24 protein-coding genes are annotated in these 21,827 nt (G+C 40.1%); all 24 read right to left on the bottom strand.

Features of this window, described 5'->3' with window-relative positions; genetic code table 11:
- Positions 1-257: 257 nt before the first annotated feature.
- The 24 genes from lepB to NFR29_RS05520 all read right to left on the bottom strand — a co-directional run bounded on the left by lepB (position 258) and on the right by NFR29_RS05520 (position 21,826).
- Positions 258-830: a signal peptidase I gene (gene lepB / locus NFR29_RS05635; protein WP_251424387.1), complete on the bottom strand. Its 573-nt coding sequence runs from the start codon at positions 828-830 to the stop codon at positions 258-260.
- A complete protein-coding gene (locus NFR29_RS05630; RefSeq protein ID WP_251424385.1) occupies positions 830-1,696 on the bottom strand; it encodes a YitT family protein in 867 nt (288 codons plus the stop codon). Before NFR29_RS05630 ends, lepB begins: the two co-directional genes overlap by 1 nt.
- Positions 1,689-2,207, bottom strand: a complete 519-nt coding sequence (locus NFR29_RS05625) for a RuvC family protein (RefSeq protein WP_251424383.1) — start codon at positions 2,205-2,207, stop codon at positions 1,689-1,691. Before NFR29_RS05625 ends, NFR29_RS05630 begins: the two co-directional genes overlap by 8 nt.
- Positions 2,208-2,379: 172 nt before the next feature.
- Positions 2,380-3,588: a DUF3084 domain-containing protein gene (locus NFR29_RS05620; protein WP_251424381.1), complete on the bottom strand. Its 1,209-nt coding sequence runs from the start codon at positions 3,586-3,588 to the stop codon at positions 2,380-2,382.
- 24 nt (positions 3,589-3,612) lie between these two features.
- Positions 3,613-4,704 (bottom strand): LptF/LptG family permease, encoded by a 1,092-nt coding sequence (locus tag NFR29_RS05615; protein ID WP_251424379.1) that lies wholly within the window; start codon positions 4,702-4,704, stop codon positions 3,613-3,615.
- An 8-nt stretch (positions 4,705-4,712) separates the two neighbouring features.
- A complete protein-coding gene (gene lptB, locus NFR29_RS05610; protein WP_251424377.1) occupies positions 4,713-5,432 on the bottom strand; it encodes an LPS export ABC transporter ATP-binding protein in 720 nt (239 codons plus the stop codon).
- A 9-nt stretch (positions 5,433-5,441) separates the two neighbouring features.
- Complete coding sequence (locus tag NFR29_RS05605; RefSeq protein ID WP_251424375.1) at positions 5,442-6,164, bottom strand: LptA/OstA family protein; 723 nt, start codon at positions 6,162-6,164, stop codon at positions 5,442-5,444.
- Between the two features lie 13 nt (positions 6,165-6,177).
- Positions 6,178-6,711: an LPS export ABC transporter periplasmic protein LptC gene (gene lptC, locus NFR29_RS05600; RefSeq protein WP_251424374.1), complete on the bottom strand. Its 534-nt coding sequence runs from the start codon at positions 6,709-6,711 to the stop codon at positions 6,178-6,180.
- Positions 6,698-7,630 carry a lysophospholipid acyltransferase family protein gene (locus NFR29_RS05595; RefSeq protein ID WP_251424372.1) on the bottom strand — a complete coding sequence of 311 codons (933 nt, stop codon included), beginning with the start codon at positions 7,628-7,630 and terminating at the stop codon, positions 6,698-6,700. The genes lptC and NFR29_RS05595 overlap by 14 nt, the downstream gene beginning before the upstream one ends.
- A 14-nt stretch (positions 7,631-7,644) precedes the next feature.
- Positions 7,645-8,166 (bottom strand): KdsC family phosphatase, encoded by a 522-nt coding sequence (locus NFR29_RS05590; RefSeq protein WP_251424370.1) that lies wholly within the window; start codon positions 8,164-8,166, stop codon positions 7,645-7,647.
- Positions 8,166-9,137 carry a KpsF/GutQ family sugar-phosphate isomerase gene (locus tag NFR29_RS05585; RefSeq protein ID WP_251424368.1) on the bottom strand — a complete coding sequence of 324 codons (972 nt, stop codon included), beginning with the start codon at positions 9,135-9,137 and terminating at the stop codon, positions 8,166-8,168. Before NFR29_RS05585 ends, NFR29_RS05590 begins: the two co-directional genes overlap by 1 nt.
- Positions 9,138-9,149: 12 nt before the next feature.
- A complete protein-coding gene (gene kdsA, locus NFR29_RS05580; RefSeq protein ID WP_251424366.1) occupies positions 9,150-9,968 on the bottom strand; it encodes a 3-deoxy-8-phosphooctulonate synthase in 819 nt (272 codons plus the stop codon).
- The gene (kdsB, locus tag NFR29_RS05575; RefSeq protein ID WP_251424364.1) at positions 9,969-10,700 is read right to left on the bottom strand and encodes a 3-deoxy-manno-octulosonate cytidylyltransferase; all 732 of its coding nucleotides are present in this window, start codon (positions 10,698-10,700) and stop codon (positions 9,969-9,971) included.
- Between the two features lie 44 nt (positions 10,701-10,744).
- Complete coding sequence (gene lpxK / locus NFR29_RS05570; RefSeq protein WP_251424362.1) at positions 10,745-11,857, bottom strand: tetraacyldisaccharide 4'-kinase; 1,113 nt, start codon at positions 11,855-11,857, stop codon at positions 10,745-10,747.
- 34 nt (positions 11,858-11,891) lie between these two features.
- Positions 11,892-13,196, bottom strand: coding sequence for a 3-deoxy-D-manno-octulosonic acid transferase (locus NFR29_RS05565; protein WP_251424360.1), 1,305 nt, complete (start codon positions 13,194-13,196; stop codon positions 11,892-11,894).
- A 2-nt stretch (positions 13,197-13,198) separates the two neighbouring features.
- Complete coding sequence (gene msbA, locus NFR29_RS05560) at positions 13,199-14,929, bottom strand: lipid A export permease/ATP-binding protein MsbA (RefSeq protein WP_251424358.1); 1,731 nt, start codon at positions 14,927-14,929, stop codon at positions 13,199-13,201.
- Complete coding sequence (gene lpxB, locus NFR29_RS05555; protein WP_251424394.1) at positions 14,922-16,064, bottom strand: lipid-A-disaccharide synthase; 1,143 nt, start codon at positions 16,062-16,064, stop codon at positions 14,922-14,924. Before lpxB ends, msbA begins: the two co-directional genes overlap by 8 nt.
- Positions 16,064-16,900, bottom strand: a complete 837-nt coding sequence (locus NFR29_RS05550) for an LpxI family protein (RefSeq protein ID WP_251424356.1) — start codon at positions 16,898-16,900, stop codon at positions 16,064-16,066. Before NFR29_RS05550 ends, lpxB begins: the two co-directional genes overlap by 1 nt.
- Before the next feature lie 176 nt (positions 16,901-17,076).
- Positions 17,077-17,889: an acyl-ACP--UDP-N-acetylglucosamine O-acyltransferase gene (gene lpxA / locus NFR29_RS05545; protein WP_251424354.1), complete on the bottom strand. Its 813-nt coding sequence runs from the start codon at positions 17,887-17,889 to the stop codon at positions 17,077-17,079.
- A 21-nt stretch (positions 17,890-17,910) separates the two neighbouring features.
- Positions 17,911-18,336, bottom strand: coding sequence for a 3-hydroxyacyl-ACP dehydratase FabZ (gene fabZ, locus NFR29_RS05540; protein WP_251424352.1), 426 nt, complete (start codon positions 18,334-18,336; stop codon positions 17,911-17,913).
- Positions 18,333-19,172, bottom strand: coding sequence for a UDP-3-O-acyl-N-acetylglucosamine deacetylase (lpxC, locus tag NFR29_RS05535; protein WP_251424350.1), 840 nt, complete (start codon positions 19,170-19,172; stop codon positions 18,333-18,335). Before lpxC ends, fabZ begins: the two co-directional genes overlap by 4 nt.
- Positions 19,173-19,370: 198 nt before the next feature.
- On the bottom strand, positions 19,371-20,273 hold the full coding sequence (locus tag NFR29_RS05530; protein ID WP_251424347.1) for a lysophospholipid acyltransferase family protein: 903 nt from the start codon (positions 20,271-20,273) through the stop codon (positions 19,371-19,373).
- Positions 20,274-20,280: 7 nt separating this feature from the next.
- Positions 20,281-21,312 (bottom strand): UDP-3-O-(3-hydroxymyristoyl)glucosamine N-acyltransferase, encoded by a 1,032-nt coding sequence (gene lpxD / locus NFR29_RS05525; protein ID WP_251424345.1) that lies wholly within the window; start codon positions 21,310-21,312, stop codon positions 20,281-20,283.
- A gap of 28 nt (positions 21,313-21,340) precedes the next feature.
- Positions 21,341-21,826, bottom strand: a complete 486-nt coding sequence (locus tag NFR29_RS05520) for an OmpH/Skp family outer membrane protein (RefSeq protein ID WP_251424343.1) — start codon at positions 21,824-21,826, stop codon at positions 21,341-21,343.
- Between the last annotated feature and the right edge of the window lies 1 nt (position 21,827).

The raw sequence follows: 21,827 nt of genomic DNA, 5'->3' as shown, positions 1-21,827 counted from the left end.
TACGTTCCTCTTTCTTTTTAACATAAGCACTTGTGATATATTTATCCCATAGCATACTCATTATTATTTCGAATAATTAGTATACCTATATGTTATACTAATTATGTCATAACTTCAAATAGATGGTTTTCTCTTTTATCATAAAATAAATTTATTTCTAATTCTATTTGAAACTATGTCACAAAAAAAGCTGCCACAGCATGTGGTAACTCATGCTGTGACAGCTTTTTTGATATTTATATATACTATATAATCTCTTAAATAGCGTATTTCACGAATCCCAATACATGGTCGATAGGCACGGGACCAATAAATCGACTGTCGCTAGAATGGTTCCGATTATCCCCCATAACGAAGACATGACCTTCTGGAACAACCACAGGTGTACTGCGGCTAAAATTCATATAATGTTCTTTCGTATATGGTTCTTGCAATTCAACACCATTACGCCATACGTGACCATCTTTAAATTCTAATGTATCACCTGGTTTACCGATTACTCGTTTTACCCACACATCGTTGCTAGCCGCATCTTTATTAAATACAGCAATATAATTCATAAGTGGTTCTTTCACATCATCCATCCAAGTGCGGGGACGGTTAACACGACTATCGATAATGACAATTTGCCCATAATCTGGCATATCTCGTAACACATGTTCCCATTTGGTAACGATTAAATATTGTCCATTATGAAGGGTATCGTCCATAGATTCACCAGATACGCGCGTTGGTTGTACCAAGAAAATATGGATAACCGTAGCAATGACTAAGGCCAAGGCAATGGCATAAACCCAATCTAGCACTTCTTTGAGAAATTTATTATTCATTAATGGCCTCCCTTATCAAATCGACCGCCAAATACGTCATGTACGTCTTGTATTGTTATGAAAGCTGTCGGATCAACTTCATAAACAGTGTTTTTTAAGCGAGTTATTTCCAGTCTCGTCACTACTGAATACAGCATATGCTTCGGTTGCTTTAAATAGCCTCCTTCACCATATAATATAGTAACGCCTCGGTTAAGTTCCGCATTAAGAGCATCGGCAATTTTTTCAGAGTTTGCCGCATCAGTGATGATGGCTACCCCTTTTGATTCCTCTAAGCCAGTAATAGTTATGTCAATCATTTTATAAGCAATGAAATAGGCCACCAAAGAGTACATAGCGCTATCCCAAGTATACACAAATCCCGCTGCCCCAAGGATAACAAGGTTCATAGCCATAACGATTTCCCCTACAGAGAAAGTAGTTCGTTTATCAAAAATAATCGCTACGATTTCAGAGCCGTCTAAACAACCGCCATTACGAATAATGAGGCCTACCCCAATACCTAAGATAATCCCCCCGAAAATAGCCCCTAAAAATGGATTCGTCGTAACGGGCTCAAAATAGTGTGCCAAACTAGAAAAAATAGCCATCCACACAATAGAGAAAAGCGTTGATATAGTAAAATCTTTGCCGTTTACTTTCAAACCGATATACAAAAAAGGTAAGTTCAAGAGAACAACAAAAATACTAAAGGAAATCCCTGTCAGTTCTGCTGCCATTAGAGAAATACCTACTACACCACCGTCAATGATGCTATTAGGTACTAAAAATAAATCAAGGCCTACTGTGTAAATCAAAGCGCCAATAATCATAAAAAAAGCGCGCTTTAACAAATTAGACCAGGACGTTTTTTTCATACTAGTCATTCGTTTCTCCTTCATTATATAAACGTTGAATCGCTTCTCTTCTCTTCGCTTCTATATCGCTATCGTTTACTACGTCTTCCACTTGATCCGCCACGTGTTGCAATTGTTTCGTATAACGCATACCGATAACATAAGCCGTTAAATCATCAATCGGTTCTGGAGGAAATTGCATCCCTTTCGGCACGAGTTTACGCCATCCTGTAGGCGGATTATACTGCCAATATAATTTCCGCGCTTCCTCTGTACTATGAGATTCATCAATGAGACTCGTCGTAATGCGGTGATTGCGCCCTACTTGTTGAATCATGGGATATAATCGCTTATGGTTGGTTCCATTACCACAAACTATATGGGTTATACCAAAATAATCGGTAATGATCCTCTCTATATGCGGTATAAGCTCTTTTGTTTCTACAATGGTACGGCACATCAATTCTCCTTCATGTGAAAGCACAGCTAACCCTGTCTTTTCATTACCTGGATCGATGGCTAATATATAATCTCTATTCATAGTCACATCCCCTTACTTATCACAATATGTATATTTTACCACAAAATAAATAGCCTATGTATTGAATTTCATACATAGGCTATCCTTTATAGATTATTTTATGATAACTTGAATGTTTATCGATATCTTATAATTCTTATATCCATACTATATAACGTACATTCTCCCTTTCTTAGCGATTAAGAATAGCATTATGTAACGCCGTCATTTGGGTAATACGCAATTTAATATGTACTGGGCCAGACGAATACGTATCGCCCTCTGCATAAGCTTCTACGTGTACCTTGCCTTGCATATTCGCTACTCGACGCATAGCGGAGAACAATTCGTCTCCCGGAATAGTGCCAATATCACCGGTTAAAGAATCTGGTACAATACCTTTTGCTTTTGCTTGTTCATTCACTTGTTTTAAAAAATTTAACATCGTTCCTTGGGCATTGAAACCACCGTCGATGACTGCTGAATGAATGAGCTCTCCAGATTTATATACAAATTGCTGCGGATATACTTGAATCGTTGCGATAGCCGGCTCACCAGCAATGATATTACCAGCAGCTACTACTTGTAACACCATAGGGTCTTTAGATTCTACAATTTTCTGAATAGTCACTTCTGTATTTTGTCGGTCCACATAAATAACACTTCGATCCACATCAGTTACACCAATACGGCGTAATACTAATCGGTTCGTATCATTAATAATATTGTTAACCGCTTCCGTAGCCTCTTCTTCACTTAACCCATTACGAACAACCGCTTGTGCTAACAATTGATCTACTTGGAATAAAATCGTTCCTTCACGCAATTGAATAATGCCATTTTGCAATTGTTCTTGTGTTTCTTGCAGCTCTGCAATATGGTTTTCCATCGTTTTTCGAGTGGCTTCTAAGTCTTTTAATTTTTGAGCCGCTTCATTATAAGATGCTTCCATAGCTGCTAATTCTGCTTCTGTAGCAGAGAGATCGGCACGAGCTGCTTCTAATTCTTGGCGACTCAATTCAACTTCCTGTTGGATAGTAGCAATCTCTTCTAATCGCTCTGCTAATTCTTGTTTATTAGCATCCAATAACTGTTGTCCTTCTAAAAGCTCTTTATTTTTAGCTTCTACTTCCGATGTGAGTTTCGCCATATCAGCACGCAATTGATCCATACCAAACAAAGCAGTCCGTACACTTTGAGACGTGAACGTCAAAACCCCAACCGTAGCAGCCGCAACTAAAAGGCCCGTCACAATAGTAACAATAATGGATGTATGCTTCGGTCGTAAGCCAAAGAGGGACATCCGCTTTTTGCCGACTTTTGTTCCCAGCTTATCACCCATGTAAGCGATGAGACCGCCCATGATAGCAATGATAAAAAGAATTTTTAATCCTACAAGCATGGTGCCCCTCCTTTCAAACGAACTTTACCTCGATACGCGCCAGTTCAAATATAAACCAGCAATGACGCCTAATACGTCAGGAATTAAAGCGGCTGTCAATGTTGGAATCGCTCCACCTTTACCTAATGCACCAGCAAAGGTCATAACGCCGTAGTATATAAAGATAATAAAAATACTAATGCCAAAACCGATAGAAGAACTAGACCGTTGTTTTTGTAATCCTAACGGCGCCCCTACGAGAGCAAATACAAAGCTTGCCAATGGAATCGTAAAGCGTTGGTACATTTCCATTTCTAACTTGCTCGCATCTGTATAAGCCGCTTTATATGCTTTAATGCGGTGACGTAACTCTTTAATAGTCAATTCTTCTGGTTTGCGTTGATCTTGTTGAATGTCTTTCGGTTCCATTTTGATTGGCAGAATTTGCTCTGTAAAACGCATTGTCCGTTCTACACCATTGCCAGCAGATACGTCATAAATAATGCCATCATGCATAATCCATACGGAACCATTCCATTCAGCACGGTCAGCATTTTCTACTTGTTGCAATTCCCCATTTTCATTGAATTGCTGTACCGTAATCATACGCAGCTCTTTGCTCTCACTATCAAAGTGTTTTGCGTACATCAAAGTGCCAAGATTATCGCCATTCATCGACTTCAACACTACGTGATCCTGTGTCCTAGGCGTCGAATTCTTCATAATATCTTCGCGTACGATTGTTTGGTACATATTATTTGTCCGCGGCACCACGTATTCGTTAAAGGCTACAGCACCGATGGAAATAATAAGAGCCAAAATATATACAGGCATAGCCAATCGCAAAAAGCTAAGCCCGCCAGCACGCATAACTACGATTTCACTAGTACTACTTAAACGGCTAAAAGCCATCAAAGAACCGAGCAATACAGACATAGGGAATGTCAAAATAACGATGCTCGGCATAGCTAATACAAAAGCTTTCAATACAGTTAATAGTGGTGCACCGTATTCAGTAATATACTGTGCGATGCGGAATAATGTACCAGTACCGACAAAGATACTAGTAAATGCAAAAACACCAAATAGGAAAGGACCTATAAAGGCTTTTAAAATATACGTATCTAATAAGCGCATAGTCCCTCCTACAATTTAAAGTTCTCACCTAAATAATGTTCTCGTGCCACTGGATCATTAGCGATTTCTTCTGGTGTACCTTCTAATAGAATTTTACCACTGCTCAAAATATACGCTCTATCAACGATTCCTAATGTTTCTCGTACGTTATGGTCTGTAATGAGGATACCAATGCCTCTATTTTTTACATGTAAAATAATTTGCTGAATGTCAGCCACTGCAATTGGGTCTACACCAGCAAATGGTTCGTCCAGCAAAATAAAGTTTGGTTCTAACGCTAAGCAACGAGCAATTTCAACACGACGTCGTTCACCGCCGGACAATTGCATACCCGTCCGCTGGCGAACATGATTAATATTAAACTCAGCAATGAGAGAATCTACGATAGTATCAATTTCTTCTTGCGATTTATTTGTCGTTTGCAACATGGCGCGAATATTGTCTTCTACTGTCATAGACCGAAAGATAGATGCCTCTTGCGGCAAATAGCCGATGCCTTCAGCAGCACGCTTATGCATCGGTATGCCAGTAATATCTTTTCCACCTACTGTAATTGTACCAGTTGTGGGTTTTTCAATGCCTACAATCATGTAAAAAGACGTTGTTTTACCAGCCCCGTTAGGGCCGAGCAAACCTACGACTTGACCTTTTTCAACGCGAATGCTCACCCCGTCAACGACATTGCGTCCATCAAAGGTTTTAATTAGATTATTCGTTTCTATATACATATTCAATCCTTATCGATTGGGAACAATAATTAACGTACTGCGACCACCCAATGTTTCTGCAGAATTATCGTCTAAATGGATTTTTAATTCTGGCGCGTTGAGCACATTGCCGTTTTGTACAGCATGAGCATTACCAGTTAATAATACGACACCATCATTTTGATTAGGTGTTTGCGTATACGTAGCGCGGTCGCCAGAACCAGATACGTTTCGATCAGGATTGCTAAATGTTACATTGCCTTGCGCTACAGCGCGGATTTCTTTCATCCAACCTTCTACTTGATTGCCTGTTAAGGTAGTACCTTCTGCAATGAGTTTTGCATTGCCCACTACTTTACCATATTCAGACTCTGTATTATATTCAACAGTATCACCAAAAATTTGGCGGTCTTCGCGTTGCATATGTACATTGCCAGTAGCTTTCAATTGGTTATCATTAATGCTATGTAATGTAGATGCAGACATAGCCATATCTGTACCAATCATGGATACGCCACCTTCTAATTGAGCTTCACGAGTTTTTGTATTATACCAGCCTTTAGCGCCTGTCATCGTTTTGTCAAGCTGTGTAATCACTACATTACCAATAGCCTCAGCGCGACCACTAGTGCCATCATAAGCTAATGTGTCAGCACTGATGGTGAGTGGATCATTATTGGCAGCCAATACGGTAGCGGATACTGACATCAATATAGCCACCGCAAGTGACCCCATTCGTAATTTCTTGTTCATCGCATTTCCTCATCTATTTTTTCGTTAACTTAGCATTGCCTATGGCTTTAATTTTTTTCAAAGACATATTACCTTCCAGTTTATCGCCTACTAATGTAGCGTCTTTACCTTCATAGGTGAAAGCAGATTGAGAGGTAAATTGTTTCGTCTTATTATCGAAGTGAATGGCTTCTGTCACTAATGTGTCTTCGTCTGTATTTGTAGCTGTAATACCGCCATCTACATCGAGGGTATTTCTATCACTGGACAATACCGCATGCGGTGCTGTAATAGTTGTGGTTACATTGTCTTGATAAAAATGGCCCCTTAAATTAGTGAGTACAATAGCCTTTGTACGAGGATCATAATTGATCGTTTCCGCCGACAAGGCCCACACTAATTTCCCATCTGCTTCCTCTTTCAATTCAGCACCTTGGAAATTAATCGTTTGTCCTGAACTCGTACGATTTGTAACCTCATCCGAGTCTTGTAACAAATAGACGATAAAGCCTACTAGAATGAGAACGATGGCGCCCACAATGGCGATTAATTTTTTATTGTTTTTCATGAGCTCGCTCCCGAATTTCTAGTTTCTTATCATAATCAACAATTTGACTCATTTGTGTCATCCAACGATGTTGGAACCAAATCCACTCATCTGGATGTTCACGAATAAAATCTTCTGTTACTTTCACACATTCTTCTGTTAAAGTGTACATATCTACATCATCGTCACCGCTATGTTGGTAATGAAGCGGCGGCAAAATATGAACGATATGGCCCCCTTCTGGCTTGCGCGATGCAAAGATAGGTACTACAGGAGAATCAAATTTTTTCGCAAATGTAGCAGGACCTACTACTGCAGATGATGGCTGTCCTAAGAACGGTACAGGCAAGCCATGAATATAGCCATCTTGGTCTGCTAAGAAACCAAGAAGTTTTTTCTTTTTCAACGCTTTCGCTGCCGATACGATTTCATTACCGCCACTAGCGAATACATCTAAACCAACCATTTCTCGATATTCATTCATAAAGCGAGTGAATTGAGCATTGGGTTGTTTTTTTACAATCGTCGTAGATGGATAACCATGAGCCGCTAAGGCTGCCCCCATCCATTCCCAGTTACCTACGTGACCAGTAAGAACGATAACACCTTTATCTTCTTTAATGGCCTCTTCCAAATATTCTACGCCGCGCATTTCAATATGCTTATCGATAAATTCTTTTGTTAAATTTGGCATGTAGAGAATTTCCATTACACTGCGGCCTAAGTTTTTAAACAAACGGCCAATCAGTTCTTCTGCTTCTTGATCATTCATATTCATGCCAATTTTGATATTTTTGATGCCTCGTAATTTTTGCTTCTTCGCAATCACCCCATAGAGAGGTCCTAACCCAGCACCAATGAGCAAAATGAGCTTATACGGTAATCTACAGATAAGCCAGCTAATCGCTTTCACTAAATGGTATTGCCATTCATTATTCATTCTGCCCACCTCCTTTATTGTCCGTGATTATGAGCCTCCATCATATAGTCTTGCACTACAGAGTCCCATAATCCTTGATGTTTCAAAATAAACTCTACCCCTTCTCGAACAGCACCATGACCGCCGTCATTAGTAGCGATAAATTTAGCGATGCGCTTCACTTCTAATACAGCATTCTGTGGTGCCATAGGCAAACCTACCATCGACAAAGGACCTAAATCATTTAAATCGTCCCCCATATAAGCAATATTGTGTAGAGCAATATTGTGTTCTTCACAAAGGGAGCGCAATGCTTCTGTTTTATTGGCATGCCCCATAATAAGAGCATCAAATTTTAATTCTTTTGCCCTCCGTTCCACCATCGGTGATACGCGAGCTGTAATGATAGCTAGTTTAATGCCGCATTTCTTAGCAGCTGTTAAGCCTAACCCGTCTTTAACGGAGAAAGATTTAGTTTCTTCTCCATTTGATGTATATACTAGCATCCCATCAGATAAGACGCCATCTACATCAAGTACAATCCAACGAATATCCATTATACAATGCCTCGGCGCAATAAATCGGTAATATGAACGATGCCGATAGAACGGCCCTCATCGTCAACAACAGGAAGAACTGTAATTGGACGAGGTTGGTTTTTCTCCATCATATGAAGTGCTTCTGCAGCCAACTTATCTTTCGTAATTGTTCGCGGCATATTCGTCATCATATGTTCTACAGGTCGTTCTAAGAAGTCGCTCCCCGAATCTAAGCCGCGACGCACATCGCCATCGGTAACAAGACCGATTAATCGGCCTTCATTATCTACTACAGTAGCAGCTCCTAAACCTTTTTCTGTCATAATGAATAAGGCATCCCGTACAGTAGCCTCTTTCAGTACTGTTGGATTATCATCATGACCATGCATAACGTTTTCTACAGTCATCAACAAACGACGACCTAATGATCCACCTGGATGGAATACAGCAAAGTTTTCTGGCTTGAAATCGCGGATTTCTAAAAGACTTACTGCTAATGCATCACCTAAAGCCAACGCCACTGTAGTACTCGTCGTTGGTGCTAACCCCAACGGGCACGCTTCTCGTTCTACTTCGGCTAACAACACGACATCAGAGTTTTTCGCCAATGTAGATTCCTTCTTGCCCACAACGCAAATCAACTTAGCCCCGATACGACGTAAGGACGGTAAAATGCTGATGATTTCACCAGTTTCACCACTATTAGAAAAGGCAAGTACAACGTCATTTTCTGTAATCATCCCTAAATCGCCATGCACACCTTCCCCAGGATGCATGAAGAAAGCAGGAGTACCAGTACTGGCTAATGTAGCAGCAATTTTACGCCCAATATGACCAGATTTGCCCATACCAGTACATACAACGCGACCTTTGGAGGCTAAAATCATATGTACAGCATTTTCAAAGCTTTCATCTAAAGTTGTAATTAAGTGTTCAATAGCCTGTGCTTCTATACGAAGGACTTGTGCTGCCCGTTCTAAAATATCCAATACGATTGCTCCTTATGGTTTAACGATTTTATCAATAGCTACTAGCTCTGTTAACAAGGATTCAAATTGGTTCAAATACAACATATTTGGACCATCTGATAATGCTTCTTCAGGATTGTCGTGGACTTCAAAGAAAAGACCATCCACACCACTAGCTACAGCAGCGCGAGCTAAGTTAGGTACAAATTCGCGATTACCGCTAGAAGACGTACCCGCCCCACCTGGTAATTGTACGCTATGAGTCGCATCGAATACGATTGGATACCCAAAGTTTCTCATAATCGGGAAAGAACGCATATCTACAACGAGGTTATTATAACCAAAGCTGAAACCTCGTTCTGTAAGCATGAGGTTTTCATTGCCCGATTCTTTCATTTTATTAAGTACATTTTCCATGTCCTTTGGTGCCATAAATTGGCCTTTTTTTACATTTACACATTTACCTGTTTTCGCAGCGCCGTATACAAGGTCTGTTTGACGGCATAAAAAAGCAGGGATTTGAAGAACATCTAATACTTCTGCAGCTGGTTCGATTTGCTCAATAGAGTGAATATCACTCACTACAGGTACGTTCAATTCTTTTTTAATAGATGCTAAGATTTGTAAACCTTCATCGATACCAGGACCACGGAAAGAATTAAAACTAGAGCGGTTTGCTTTATCGAAAGAAGCTTTGAATACATAAGGAACACCTAAGCGATCACAAATCGCTTTTGCTTCTCTACCAATAGCAAGTGTGCGGTCATAATCTTCGATAACGCATGGGCCAGCCATTACGAATAAGCCTTTGCCACCGCCAACTGTTAAGTCTCCAATTTGAACTGATTTCATTTATATCTCCTTTTGTCGGAATATTTCATTTACACGCGCTAAGTCTTCTGGTGTATCTACACCGACAAAGCGTTTATCTGTAATAATAACACGTATGGTGTGTCCATTTTCTAAAGCCCGTAGTTGTTCTAACGATTCCGTTTGTTCTGCTCCTGTAGGCGCCATATTGGCATAGTTCAGAAGGAAGTCTCGTTTATAGGCGTAAATGCCAATATGTTTTAATGGGGCATTTACGAAACTATTGCGAGGATAAGGAATGAGAGAACGAGAAAAATACATAGCATCATGACGCTTGTTGAGAACGACTTTAACAACCGATGGCTCATCATATTCTTCTTCCCATAAAGGAGTAGCTACTGTAGCCATTTGTAACTCGTCATCAGCTACAAACAAAGCTGCCAATTCATCAATCAAAGCAGCATCAATTAAAGGTTCATCACCTTGAACATTGATGATGAGGTCTATATCATCATAGTGAGTTGCCACTTCTGCTAAGCGGTCCGTTCCCGTTGGATGGTTCGGACTTGTCATCATCGCAGTACCACCAAAGGCTTCTACTGCATCATAGACTCGTTGATCGTCAGTAGCTACGATCGTGATAGCAGGAATTGTGGCTAATGAAACACTTTCATAAACTCGTTGAATCATTGTTTTTCCTGCAATGTCCGCCAATGGCTTTCCCGGTAAACGAGTCGACCCATAACGGGCAGGAATGACACAGCCAACTTTCACAATATAACCTCATTTCTTTTAACTATGTATCTCTTTATTATACACTAAAATCCTAAATTTTCTATAAATTCTTGTTTTCCCGACTTAAATTCAATGCCTATAGATAGCACTAGAATCGGTATTTGTAAGTCTTCAATTGTACGCAACTGACTAAGCTTAACCGCATCTTTTTCGGTAATCATAATAGCCGTCGCACTGTGTGCAAAAGCTTCCTTCCAAATGTTCACAACATCGTCATTGCTGAAGTCGTGATGATCACCAAATCCCATCGTATGAACTACATTGTAGTCACAGCCTTCCAATGTTTTAGTGAAAGAATAAGGGTTTCCAATGCCACTAACAGCCATAATGGTATGTTCTTTACCAAAGCCTACTTGATGACCTTCATCTCCTTGGGCCCATTCATCTAACGTATAGACAGATCGCGGCTTGTGTGTCGTTTCATACACAGGAATATGAGGTACCATGTGACTTAATCGTTGTTTCAAAGCCGCTACCATACCTGGATCGACTTGGTCTACCTTCGTTAGCACGATAGAGCTAGCTCGTTTCAGTCCATCCAATGGTTCCCGTAAAAGCCCTCTCGGCAATACGTGTTCATAACCAAATGGATTTGACGCATCAATGAGCACAATATCTTTATCACGGTGCAAAGCTCGATGTTGGAATCCATCATCCATCACTAAACAGTCTGCTCCTAGTTCATCGATGGCTAGCTGTGCTGATGCTATCCGTTTACGACCAATAATGACACTCGATTGAGGTAATACTTTTGCTAATAGCCACGCTTCATCACCGCTCACTTCTGGCTCTACTAAGAGTGTACCGTGTTCGGAAATAATGATACTTTCACTATTGTCTTTCGCTTTATAGCCACGGCTAAGCACAGTAGGATGAAATCCTTTTTTACTCAACGCGTCACAAATGAAGTGAACCATCGGCGTTTTCCCAGTACCACCAGCCGTAATATTGCCCACACTGATAACAGGCACCGATACGGTAGTCACACCATCGCCTTTATCGTATTTTTTATTCCGCATCGTAACGGCTTTTTCATAACCTTTACTGAGGAAAGCTAAGCCAGCACGAGCCACATCGGCTATGATGGAATCATTGTCTCCACTGACTATGCCTTTAAAAAGATCTTCACCATTCATAGTATAACCTCCCCCTATATATGGGAATCAATCGTTAAGGAATGATATTGTGGGATTCAAATAATTGACGTAATGCTTGGGTATTACGTTTCGTAGCCCCTCTATTTTCACGGATAATATCTAAACAGTTTTGCCCCATCTCTTCTGCTAATGCTGTATCTTTACACAAGCGAAGTACCATCTTCGTTAATTCTTGTTGACTTTTTACTTGTACGCAAGCATTACGGGAATATAAGAGATTGAAAATTTCTTTGAAATTAAACATATGAGGACCTACGATAATTGGTTTGCCGTGGGCAGCAGGTTCAAGAATATTATGGCCACCTGTTTTCACGAGGGAACCGCCGACGAAAATAATATCGCCTAAACTGTACAAACGCCCTAATTCACCAATAGTATCGAGCACAACTACAGGAATCGTACCGTGTACAGGTTCCTTCATATCGCTACGACAAATTGCCGTCAAGCCATATTTTTTCGCTAAGCTTTGTACGTCATGACCGCGATAGATTTCCCTCGGTGCAATTAATAAACGCGCTTGTGGGTATTCTTTAAGAACTTCTTTAAACGTTTCAAAGATAGCGTCTTCTTCCCCTTTATGAGTACTACCCGCCACAATAATAGGATGATTATGACCAAAGCCAAATTCGTCTAATAAAGATTGTTTTTCTTCTTCTGTAACAGTCGCATAGGTTTGATCATATTTCATATTTCCTGTAACAGTAATTTCGTCTTTATCCGCACCAAGGCGAGTAATATGATCCGCATCAAAACTGGATTGCATGCAAAAACGCTCAATAGAACTGAGCATTTCCTTTGTGAAAGCACTAATATAGCGATAGCGCTTCATACTACGATCAGAAATGCGGCCATTTACCATCATAACAGGAATTTTTTCAGACTCTGCAATGCGCAAGAAATTTGGCCAAATCTCTGTTTCTACTAGTAAAATCGTAATGGGTTTAATAATGTGAAGGATTTTTCGCGTCAAATACGGCAAATCGAGAGGGAAAAAGATAATCCCTTCCGCCTCAGGAATGATGCGATGCGCCATAGCGTGTCCTGTGGCGGTAACTACAGAAACAACAACAACGGCTTCTGGAAATTCTCGTTTTACTTCCTTCACCAAAGGGCTTGTAGCTACGATTTCCCCTACCGATGCGGCGTGAATCCAAACAGCCCGCCGACCTTCTATTTTTTTTAGTAATGTAGCAGGCATATACCCTGCACTTTGTTTGATACGCTCATAAAAACCTTCTTCAAAGGCTAGTCGGTAAAGGATGACCGGTATGAGGCCTATCCAATAAATAATGAGCAATACATTATATATCCAGTACATATTTATCCTTTATTGGAGAATTGAACGGAGTAAAGATGATTGTATACGCCTTCTTCTAAGGCTAATAGTTCATCGTGAGTACCTTGCTCCACTAATTGACCGTTTTGTAACACGATAATTTGATGTGCATTTTGTATCGTACTCAATCGATGCGCAATGACAAAAGCCGTACGGCCTTCCATTAAGCGATCTAATGCTTCTTGCACGAGCTTTTCGCTTTCTGTATCCAAGGCAGATGTAGCTTCATCAAGAATTAGAATACGCGGGTCTTTCAAAATAGCACGAGCAATGGCAACGCGTTGACGTTGACCACCTGATAAAGAGCTACCTCGTTCACCTACCATCGTATCGAGACCATCTGGCATTTTTTCAATGAATTCCATTACATTTGCTGCTTTAGCTGCTGCGTATACTTCTTCATCAGTAGCATCTAATCGACCGTAAAGAATATTTTCTTTAATGGATGCATTAAATAATACTGTTTCTTGCGGTACTAAACCAATTTGATCACGCAACGATTTAAATGTTACATCTCGTACGTCGACACCATCGATGGTAATAGAACCATGTGTTACGTCGTAGAAACGAGGCAACAAATTTGCTAATGTCGTCTTCCCAGCCCCTGATGGACCGACTAAGGCTACGCTTTCACCGGCCTTAACAGACAAGTTAAAGTTTTGAAGAGCTAATTTTTCGCCATCATAGGAGAAGTCTACATTTTTAAATTCTACATCGCCTTTAATATTAGGCAATTCTTTAGCGTCTTCTTTTTCTACAACATCTGCTTTCGTATCGAGAATTTCAAATACTCGATCTGCTGCAGCCAACGCTTTTTGAATATTACCATACACTTGGCTCAATCGCTTCACTGGATTAGATAAGTTAATAGCATAAATCAAGAAAGCAATTAGAGAGCCCGCTGTAATGGTTCCAGTCACTACGGAATAACCGCCGTACCAAAGGATGACTGCTACGGCAATAGCTGCTGAGAATTCCACCATAGGACTTAATAAGCTTGTCAACTTAGTCGCTTTAATAACGGCATCAAAATTGCGTTTATTTTCTGCTTCAAAACGGTTCACTTCAAAGCCTTCGCGCGCAAAGGATTTAACAACGCGAATAGCGCCAATCACTTCTTGCAATAAAGCCGTAATATCCGCAATGCGACCTTGTACATCGTGTCCAGCCGTACGCAACCGTTTACCAAAAACATTGATAATAACCAATACTACTGGCACAGTGGTAAATGTTACGAGCGTCAATTTCCAGTCGATGAGGAACATAGATACTAAAGAACCGATAAGCGTTACCGATTCGGTAATAAAAGAAATTAGATTATCTACTACTGCCGATTGTAAAGCTGCTACGTCATTTGTAAGATTACTCATAATAACGCCAGTCTTACGTCGGTCAAAGTAAGACATAGACAATCGCTGTATGTGCTTAAAAATAGCTTCTCGCACATCGATAATAACCCGTTGTCCAATATAGGACATATTATACGTCTGTCCATACGTAGCAAAGCCGCGAATTAAGAAAATCAATACGATGGCCCCTACAATGAGGTTTAGCATTAATAAGTTTTTCTCTTCTAATACTTGATCTACTACATTTTTAATTAACCATGGTACTACTAAATAAGCGGCCGCTGCAACAATCATACAAAATACAGCAAATATCATTCGCTTATAATAGGGTCTCACAAAATATAATAGGCGTGAGTAACTATTCATCCACACTCTCCTTGCCTAGGTCATAAATCAGTTGAGCTACTCGTTTCACTGCCCCTGGTTCACCTAGTTTAGCTTTAACACGGCGCAATTCATCGCGCATGTTTTGATTTTCTTTTAAATCATCTAATAATGGTAATGCTACATTGACGATATTTTCTGCTGATACATCGCCTTGTAACAATTCAGGAATCACTTCTTTATTGGCTACAATATTTGGTAAGCCTACATTCGGTATATTCACCACTAATTTTGCAATGCCATACGTAATCGGCGACACTTTATAAAGCAAAATAGTTGGTAGTTCCATCAATGCCGTTTCTAATGTAGCCGTACCTGATGCGGCTAAGCAGAGATCACAAATTTGCATCAAATCATAAGTGTGATCCTCTGTAATCGTAACAGTCACATTCCGTTCTTCTATAAAAGCTTCTAACTCACTACGGTCAATCGTATGAGCACGAGGCAAGAAAAACTGTACATCTTCGTGAGAGTGCAACAATTGTTCTCCACTTTCGAGCATTACATCAAGCAATGATAGGATCTCTTGCTTCCGACTACCAGGCATTAACAATACTCGTTTTGCTTCTGGACGCGCCTTGAAGTACGTCATCGCGTCTTCTATAGACATCGTAGGCTGTACAATATCGAGCAGCGGATGACCTACAAAATCGACATCGCAATGATACTTGCGATATGCTTCCGCTTCAAAAGGAAATATAGATGCTACTTTCGTAACATATTTTTTTATGGTCTTTCCACGGCTACTATGCCAGGCCCAAATGGTTGGCGCAATATAGTACAACACGGGAATACCTAACTCATGAGCAACGGCAGCGAGTTTCATATTAAACCCTGGATAGTCGATACAAACTAAGACATCAGGCTTTTCTTTAAGCATAATATCTTTTAAATAAGACCGTAATTTAAAGAATTTAGGCAGAGATTTAATAATCTCTACTAAGCCGATGACGCCTAGGTTCTTGATGTCATAGACGATGCGAACACCCGCTTCTTCCATCAACGTTCCGCCCATCCCCAACATATCAACAGTAGGATCAAGTTCTTTTAGAGCTTTTGCTACGCTAGCCCCATGTGTATCGCCGGATGCTTCTCCAGCGGAAAACATTATTTTCATCATTGATCCTTTCTTCTATCTACGAAGGCTTGGTCTACTGCACAAATTACTATATTATGGCGATTTGCCATATTGAGAACTTCTTCTTGTTGTACAAATATAGTCTTTTCTGCTTCTACGGCTAATACATTACAACCGCTATCAATCATAGATTGTAATGTTTTTAACCCTACGGCTGGCACATCAAAGCGCACATCTTGATTTGGTTTCTCCGTCTTTACAACAACTGATTCACCACGTCCTAATTCACCACCGCGAAGGATACATTTATCCGTCCCTTCGATAGCTTCGATTGCCATTGCTGCTTTATGTTTGACTACCACAGTTTGTCCAATATCGAGGCCGCCCATATGCTTTGCCAATTTAAAACCAAAACAAATATCATCCCATTGCTCTTCGGTAGGTTCTCGCTTTGATAAAATCCCCACTTTTGGCATGAACGGTTTTAAATAGACCGTTTGGTCTACTACAGAAAATCCTTCTCGTTCCAATTCATCTACGATAGCAAGCATAATCGTATCGTCTTTTCTATTTCTTAAACGTTTTAAAACGCCTAATGTTTTTAAATCTGGAAAGGACAATCCTTTAAAAAGGATTTCTTTCGTTACTTTACCAAGCATAGTCAATTCAGTAACGCCTTCTTTTTTTAAGGTATCAAAAATCTTTCCTAATTTGGCTACACCAATAGAATAAAAAGCATCTGCTTCCTCTTTTAAAGCAGGTTCTATATCGGGTACAACGCCAATAACTACAACTTGATGCCCCAATATATGGGCGGCACGCATGAACTCAACAGGTAAAACGCCAATACCTGCAATTAAACCTACCTTTGCCACGACTATACCTCCATCAATTTATTATGCATTAAACACTCATATCTATCTATATTTAGACATACTCATATACACTATATTTTACTATAAATTGCAGTTTTTTTCTATGTTTAGACAATAAAAACACTCTACATTGAGCCGGTCCTACTAGGATGTGACACAATGTAGAGTGTTTATACTTAATCTCTACGAGTACGCATAATGCCGCGATCTGCATTGCGCAAGAAGCGCAATAAATTTTCAATTTCTGGAGATGATCCCAATTGCATTTCCATTTCTTCAATGGCTTTAGATAAACTAAAACCAGAACGATAAATAATGCGGAAAGCTTGTTTTAAGTCTCGTCTTACTTCTTCGGAAATGCCTGCGCGAGACAATCCCACAGAGTTCAAGCCGATGACGCGAGCCGGTTGACCATCAGCAATCACATAAGGTGGAATATCTTGTACCACCTTAGCCATACCACCAACCATGGCACCGCGACCAATTTTTACAAATTGATGTACTCCTGCAAGACCGCCGATAACTACGCGATCTTCTACGACAGCATGACCAGCCAATCCCGCACAGTTACTCATAATGACATTGTTCCCAACGATACAATTATGAGCTACATGCGTACATGCTTGTAATAAACAATTATTGCCTACACGAGTTTCCTCTCCTTCACCAGTGGCCCGGCTAATCGTAACGAATTCACGAATCACCGTTTCATCACCAATGTGACAATAACTTTTTTCACCTTTAAATTTCAAATCTTGCGGCTCCAAACCTATGGATGCGCCTGGGTATATTTCGCAGCGCTTCCCAATGGTCGTCCAACCACCGATAACTACGTTAGCACCAATCGTTGTGCCATCGCCGATTTCTACATGTTCCCCTATTACTGCACCAGGACCTATGATAACATCTTTGCCCAATTTAGCATCAGGGTGTACTACGGCCGTGCTATGGATGTTGGATTCCGCATTTTCCATGCCTACAACTATCACGATAATCACTCCTCAAGTTTACTATATAAGGGCAAACATGTATTCACCGCTAGCGCAAAGTTTATCGCCTACATAAGCTCGACCTTCTACTTTGCCCATACGACCTTTAATCTTTACAATTTCCACTTCCATGCGCACTACATCACCAGGTTTTACAGGATGACGGAAACGTACTTTATCGATGCCCGTAAACATCGGTGTTAAACCGCGGTTTTCTTCTGGATATAACAAGGCAATGCCTCCTACTTGTGCAATTGCTTCTGTGAGCAATACACCAGGCATTACTGGGTTTCCAGGGAAGTGACCTTGGAAGAATAACTCATTGAACGTAGCATTTTTAATGCCCACAGCACGTTTTAATGGATCTAATTCAATAATACGATCTACTAAAAGCATTGGATAACGATGAGGTAGAATTTCTAAAATATCTTCATGGTTAAGAATCATTGCTGTGTCTCCCTTATTTCTTCCATTATACTACGAGCCAACTTAGAATTTAATTCATGACTCGATTTCAACGCAATAATATGACCTTCGATAGGTCCCAGTAAACATAAGTCGCCAATCACATCGAGCGCTTTATGACGTACTAATTCATCATCAAAACGCGGTACAGATAAGCATGTTTCATCGTCATAAACAAGCGCATTATCCGTATTGCCCCCTTTTGCTAAGCCCATAGCTTGTAATTGTTCTAATTCTTTTACAAATCCAATCGTACGAGCAGCAGCAATTTCCTTTTGGAACGACTCTTCTGTAATCACTACGTCACATTGTTGTGTTCCTAGGAGAGGATGACTATTTACAGATGTAAAAGTGATTCGATACCCATCATAAGGTACGATTATTACAAAACGATCGCCATCGTAAATGGCATGGCTTTTCTTCACTTTATATACATTGCGTTTTGCTGATTGTTCTTCTATGCCAGCTTGTAAAATTAAATCTACAAAGACAGCACTACTCCCATCTGCTACTGCAGGTTCTGGAGAGTCCATTTCTATATAGCAATTATCAATATTCATAGCACTGAATGCAGCTAGTACATGTTCTACGGTGAAAACTTTTGCTTCCCCGTCTTCCAACGTAGTCGCCCGCATAGTGTTCGTCACATTATCAATGTGTGCTCGCACAGAAGGTGTACCTTCAATATCTGTACGAACAAATACAATTCCGGTATGCTCTGGTGCCGGTTTGAAAACCATATTCACTGGTTCTCCGCTATGAAGTCCAATTCCTTTATATGAAATAGCCTGCTTTATGGTTTGTTGTGGCTTACTCATAAGAAAGTCCTTTCATATCTAAATTTATGTTTACTATACACCATAATGTATTATACCTTATTTGCATACCTGTTACAAGAATTTAAGAATATTTATCTTTATGAAAGCCATAAAAAATCGGTATTATTACCATGCGCTGATAATAATACCGATTTTTATAAAGCTAAATCAGTTACAATACATTGTTACCGTATTCGTTTATTTATATACATCTGGCGGCGTTTCTATAGTGTCACCATAATAACGACGCGTCCATTTCCAACGGTTATGGAGCCAAAACCAATCTTCTGGATAGCGGCGAATATAATCTTCCATAAATTCGCTCAACTTCGTTGTTGTTACCGCTACATCCCGCTTTTTATCATCCGTCTTTTCCGCATACATCGGGGGATGCACGACAATTTCATGCTTTCCAGAATAAGGACTGTAATGCATAGTACAAAATATGATTGGCACTTCTTGCATACGACCTAATACGGCAGGGCCTGCAGCGGTCAATGTTTCATACCCAAAGAAAGGCACTAATACACCGTCATCACCTGGGTCTTGGTCCATAATCAGACCTAAGAAGGCTCCATTTTTCAATTCTTTAACCATTTCTCGAACGCCCGTCTTATACGTCACATGTTGATGCATTAAACGGCGATACTCATTAATAAATTTATCTGCGTCCCCTTGTTGTTTCATAGCTACAGAAATCAAAGGATATCCTTCAGATGCGAGAACACCACCTAATAATTCCCAGTTGCCACTGTGCATAGCCGCTAAGATAGCCCCTTTTCCATCTTCTAAAGCATCATCTAAGTATTCACGGTTTGTAAATTCAACCATGTCTAAATATTTTCCATCTTTAATTTCTGGATAACGTAGAACGTCGATAATCATCCGTCCAAATCGGGTCGTACTCGCTTTTGCAATGCGTTTTGCTTCTTTAGGATCATCTGTGATTTTGCAAAATAAAATCTGACCAATTGCCAAATGTTTTCGTTTTGGCGGTACTGCAAGCCATGCAATTTCTCCTAACAATGTGCCTAATGCGTATTGTACACTATGCGGTAGCATACACACAAAGGCACTAAAGAACTTCATAAACCTATACATACATGTATTAGCTCTCCTTTAGCTGTGCTTTCAAAGCATCGATTTCTTTTTGCAATTGTTTTACCGTTTTCACCATATCTGGCAAACGATTTTCATAGGCCGATAATTTAAGCCACTCTTTATGATGGCGCATAGGGTAACCAGCCATAATCGCATTATCTGGTACATTCCCAGTAATACCAGTTTTACCAGCAAATTGAACATTGTTACCGATTGTAATATGTCCAGTACAACCAGTTTGTCCAGCGAAAATGACATTATTACCGCATTTCGTAGAACCAGCAATACCAACTTGAGCGATAAGGAAACAGTTTTCACCAATGTCTACATTATGACCTAAATGTACTAAATTATCGATTTTAGTGCCTTTTCGTACAATAGTAGATCCCATGGTAGCATTGTCGATAGTCGTACAGGAACCGATTTCTACGTCGTCTTCGAGAATAACATTACCTACTTGAGGAATGTGTGTATGTACACCATTTTCCGTAGCAAAGCCAAAGCCTTCACCGCCAATAACTGCTTTAGCACGCAATACAACGCGCTCTCCTAAAATACAGTTTTCATGAACGATAGCACCAGCATAAATATCAGAATCTTTACCAATACGTGTATTATGCCCAATATATACGTATGGACGAATCGTTACATTATCACCAATGACTGCATTATCGTTAATTACACAATAAGCGCCAATAGCCACATTATTTCCTATTGTTACATTTTTACCGATAATTGCTGTTGGATGAATTTCACGAGGTACCACTACTGGTGGGTAGAACAATTGTAATATAGGAGCAAACGCAGCTTTTGCATTATCTACAATAATCTGTGTCATCGGTGCATCAGGCACTTCTTCTTCTAAAATGATAACACCTGCTTTACACTGCCCAATATGGTCTACATAGTCCCCCACAGCAAAGGTAATAGATTGTGGTACCGCTTGATCAAAGCTGCGCGCTTCTGTAACAATGATTGAATCGTCACCTACAATGCGACCATTAATCAGTTTCGCCAGTTCTAGTACAGTCTTTTCCACTGTCAAATCCCCCTGTTACACTTCGGAATTATTGTGCGCCTGCTTGCGCCTCTTGTGATGCTTCAGCTTGTGCTTCTTGCTCCATAGCTTTAATATCAGCTTCGGAAGCTTTACCCATTTTATTGATCAAATCTTCCGTTACATCTGTACCGCCACCAATAACAGCGCCTTTTTCGATAACTACATCAAGCTTTTTATCTTTCACTAATTCATTGATTTGTTGTTCTTGATATTGTCTATATTCAGATGCTTTTGCATTAGAGAAAGCCGCAAACTCTTGACGAGCTTCTTGAATAACTTGCGGACGAGTTGCTTCGTCAGCAGCCGCTACTTTTGCTTGTAATTCTTTATCTTTTGCATTGATTTCTTTTGTAATAGCGATACCTTTTTCTGTATTATTAGCTACTTTGATAGAATCCACATAACCAATATTATTGCTACCGCAACCACCAAGAATTGGCAATGCTACGATTAATGTAGCACCTAGCATTAAAGATTTCATTCGTTTAGTCATT

It is taken from the genome of Veillonella agrestimuris, assembly GCF_943193065.1.
GTDB lineage: Bacteria > Bacillota > Negativicutes > Veillonellales > Veillonellaceae > Veillonella > Veillonella agrestimuris.
Note: the sequence above shows the minus strand (reverse complement) of the source record. Positions and strands in the feature narration are given on the sequence as shown.

Coding starts and splice junctions, on each gene's coding strand:
- lepB (WP_251424387.1), bottom strand. CDS start 830: ATGAATAATAAATTTCTCAAAGAAGTGCTAGATTGGGTTTATGCCATT.
- NFR29_RS05630 (WP_251424385.1), bottom strand. CDS start 1,696: ATGACTAGTATGAAAAAAACGTCCTGGTCTAATTTGTTAAAGCGCGCT.
- NFR29_RS05625 (WP_251424383.1), bottom strand. CDS start 2,207: ATGAATAGAGATTATATATTAGCCATCGATCCAGGTAATGAAAAGACA.
- NFR29_RS05620 (WP_251424381.1), bottom strand. CDS start 3,588: ATGCTTGTAGGATTAAAAATTCTTTTTATCATTGCTATCATGGGCGGT.
- NFR29_RS05615 (WP_251424379.1), bottom strand. CDS start 4,704: ATGCGCTTATTAGATACGTATATTTTAAAAGCCTTTATAGGTCCTTTC.
- lptB (WP_251424377.1), bottom strand. CDS start 5,432: ATGTATATAGAAACGAATAATCTAATTAAAACCTTTGATGGACGCAAT.
- NFR29_RS05605 (WP_251424375.1), bottom strand. CDS start 6,164: ATGAACAAGAAATTACGAATGGGGTCACTTGCGGTGGCTATATTGATG.
- lptC (WP_251424374.1), bottom strand. CDS start 6,711: ATGAAAAACAATAAAAAATTAATCGCCATTGTGGGCGCCATCGTTCTC.
- NFR29_RS05595 (WP_251424372.1), bottom strand. CDS start 7,630: ATGAATAATGAATGGCAATACCATTTAGTGAAAGCGATTAGCTGGCTT.
- NFR29_RS05590 (WP_251424370.1), bottom strand. CDS start 8,166: ATGGATATTCGTTGGATTGTACTTGATGTAGATGGCGTCTTATCTGAT.
- kdsA (WP_251424366.1), bottom strand. CDS start 9,968: ATGAAATCAGTTCAAATTGGAGACTTAACAGTTGGCGGTGGCAAAGGC.
- lpxK (WP_251424362.1), bottom strand. CDS start 11,857: ATGAATGGTGAAGATCTTTTTAAAGGCATAGTCAGTGGAGACAATGAT.
- NFR29_RS05565 (WP_251424360.1), bottom strand. CDS start 13,196: ATGTACTGGATATATAATGTATTGCTCATTATTTATTGGATAGGCCTC.
- msbA (WP_251424358.1), bottom strand. CDS start 14,929: ATGAATAGTTACTCACGCCTATTATATTTTGTGAGACCCTATTATAAG.
- lpxB (WP_251424394.1), bottom strand. CDS start 16,064: ATGAAAATAATGTTTTCCGCTGGAGAAGCATCCGGCGATACACATGGG.
- fabZ (WP_251424352.1), bottom strand. CDS start 18,336: ATGATTCTTAACCATGAAGATATTTTAGAAATTCTACCTCATCGTTAT.
- lpxC (WP_251424350.1), bottom strand. CDS start 19,172: ATGAGTAAGCCACAACAAACCATAAAGCAGGCTATTTCATATAAAGGA.
- NFR29_RS05530 (WP_251424347.1), bottom strand. CDS start 20,273: ATGTATAGGTTTATGAAGTTCTTTAGTGCCTTTGTGTGTATGCTACCG.
- NFR29_RS05520 (WP_251424343.1), bottom strand. CDS start 21,826: ATGACTAAACGAATGAAATCTTTAATGCTAGGTGCTACATTAATCGTA.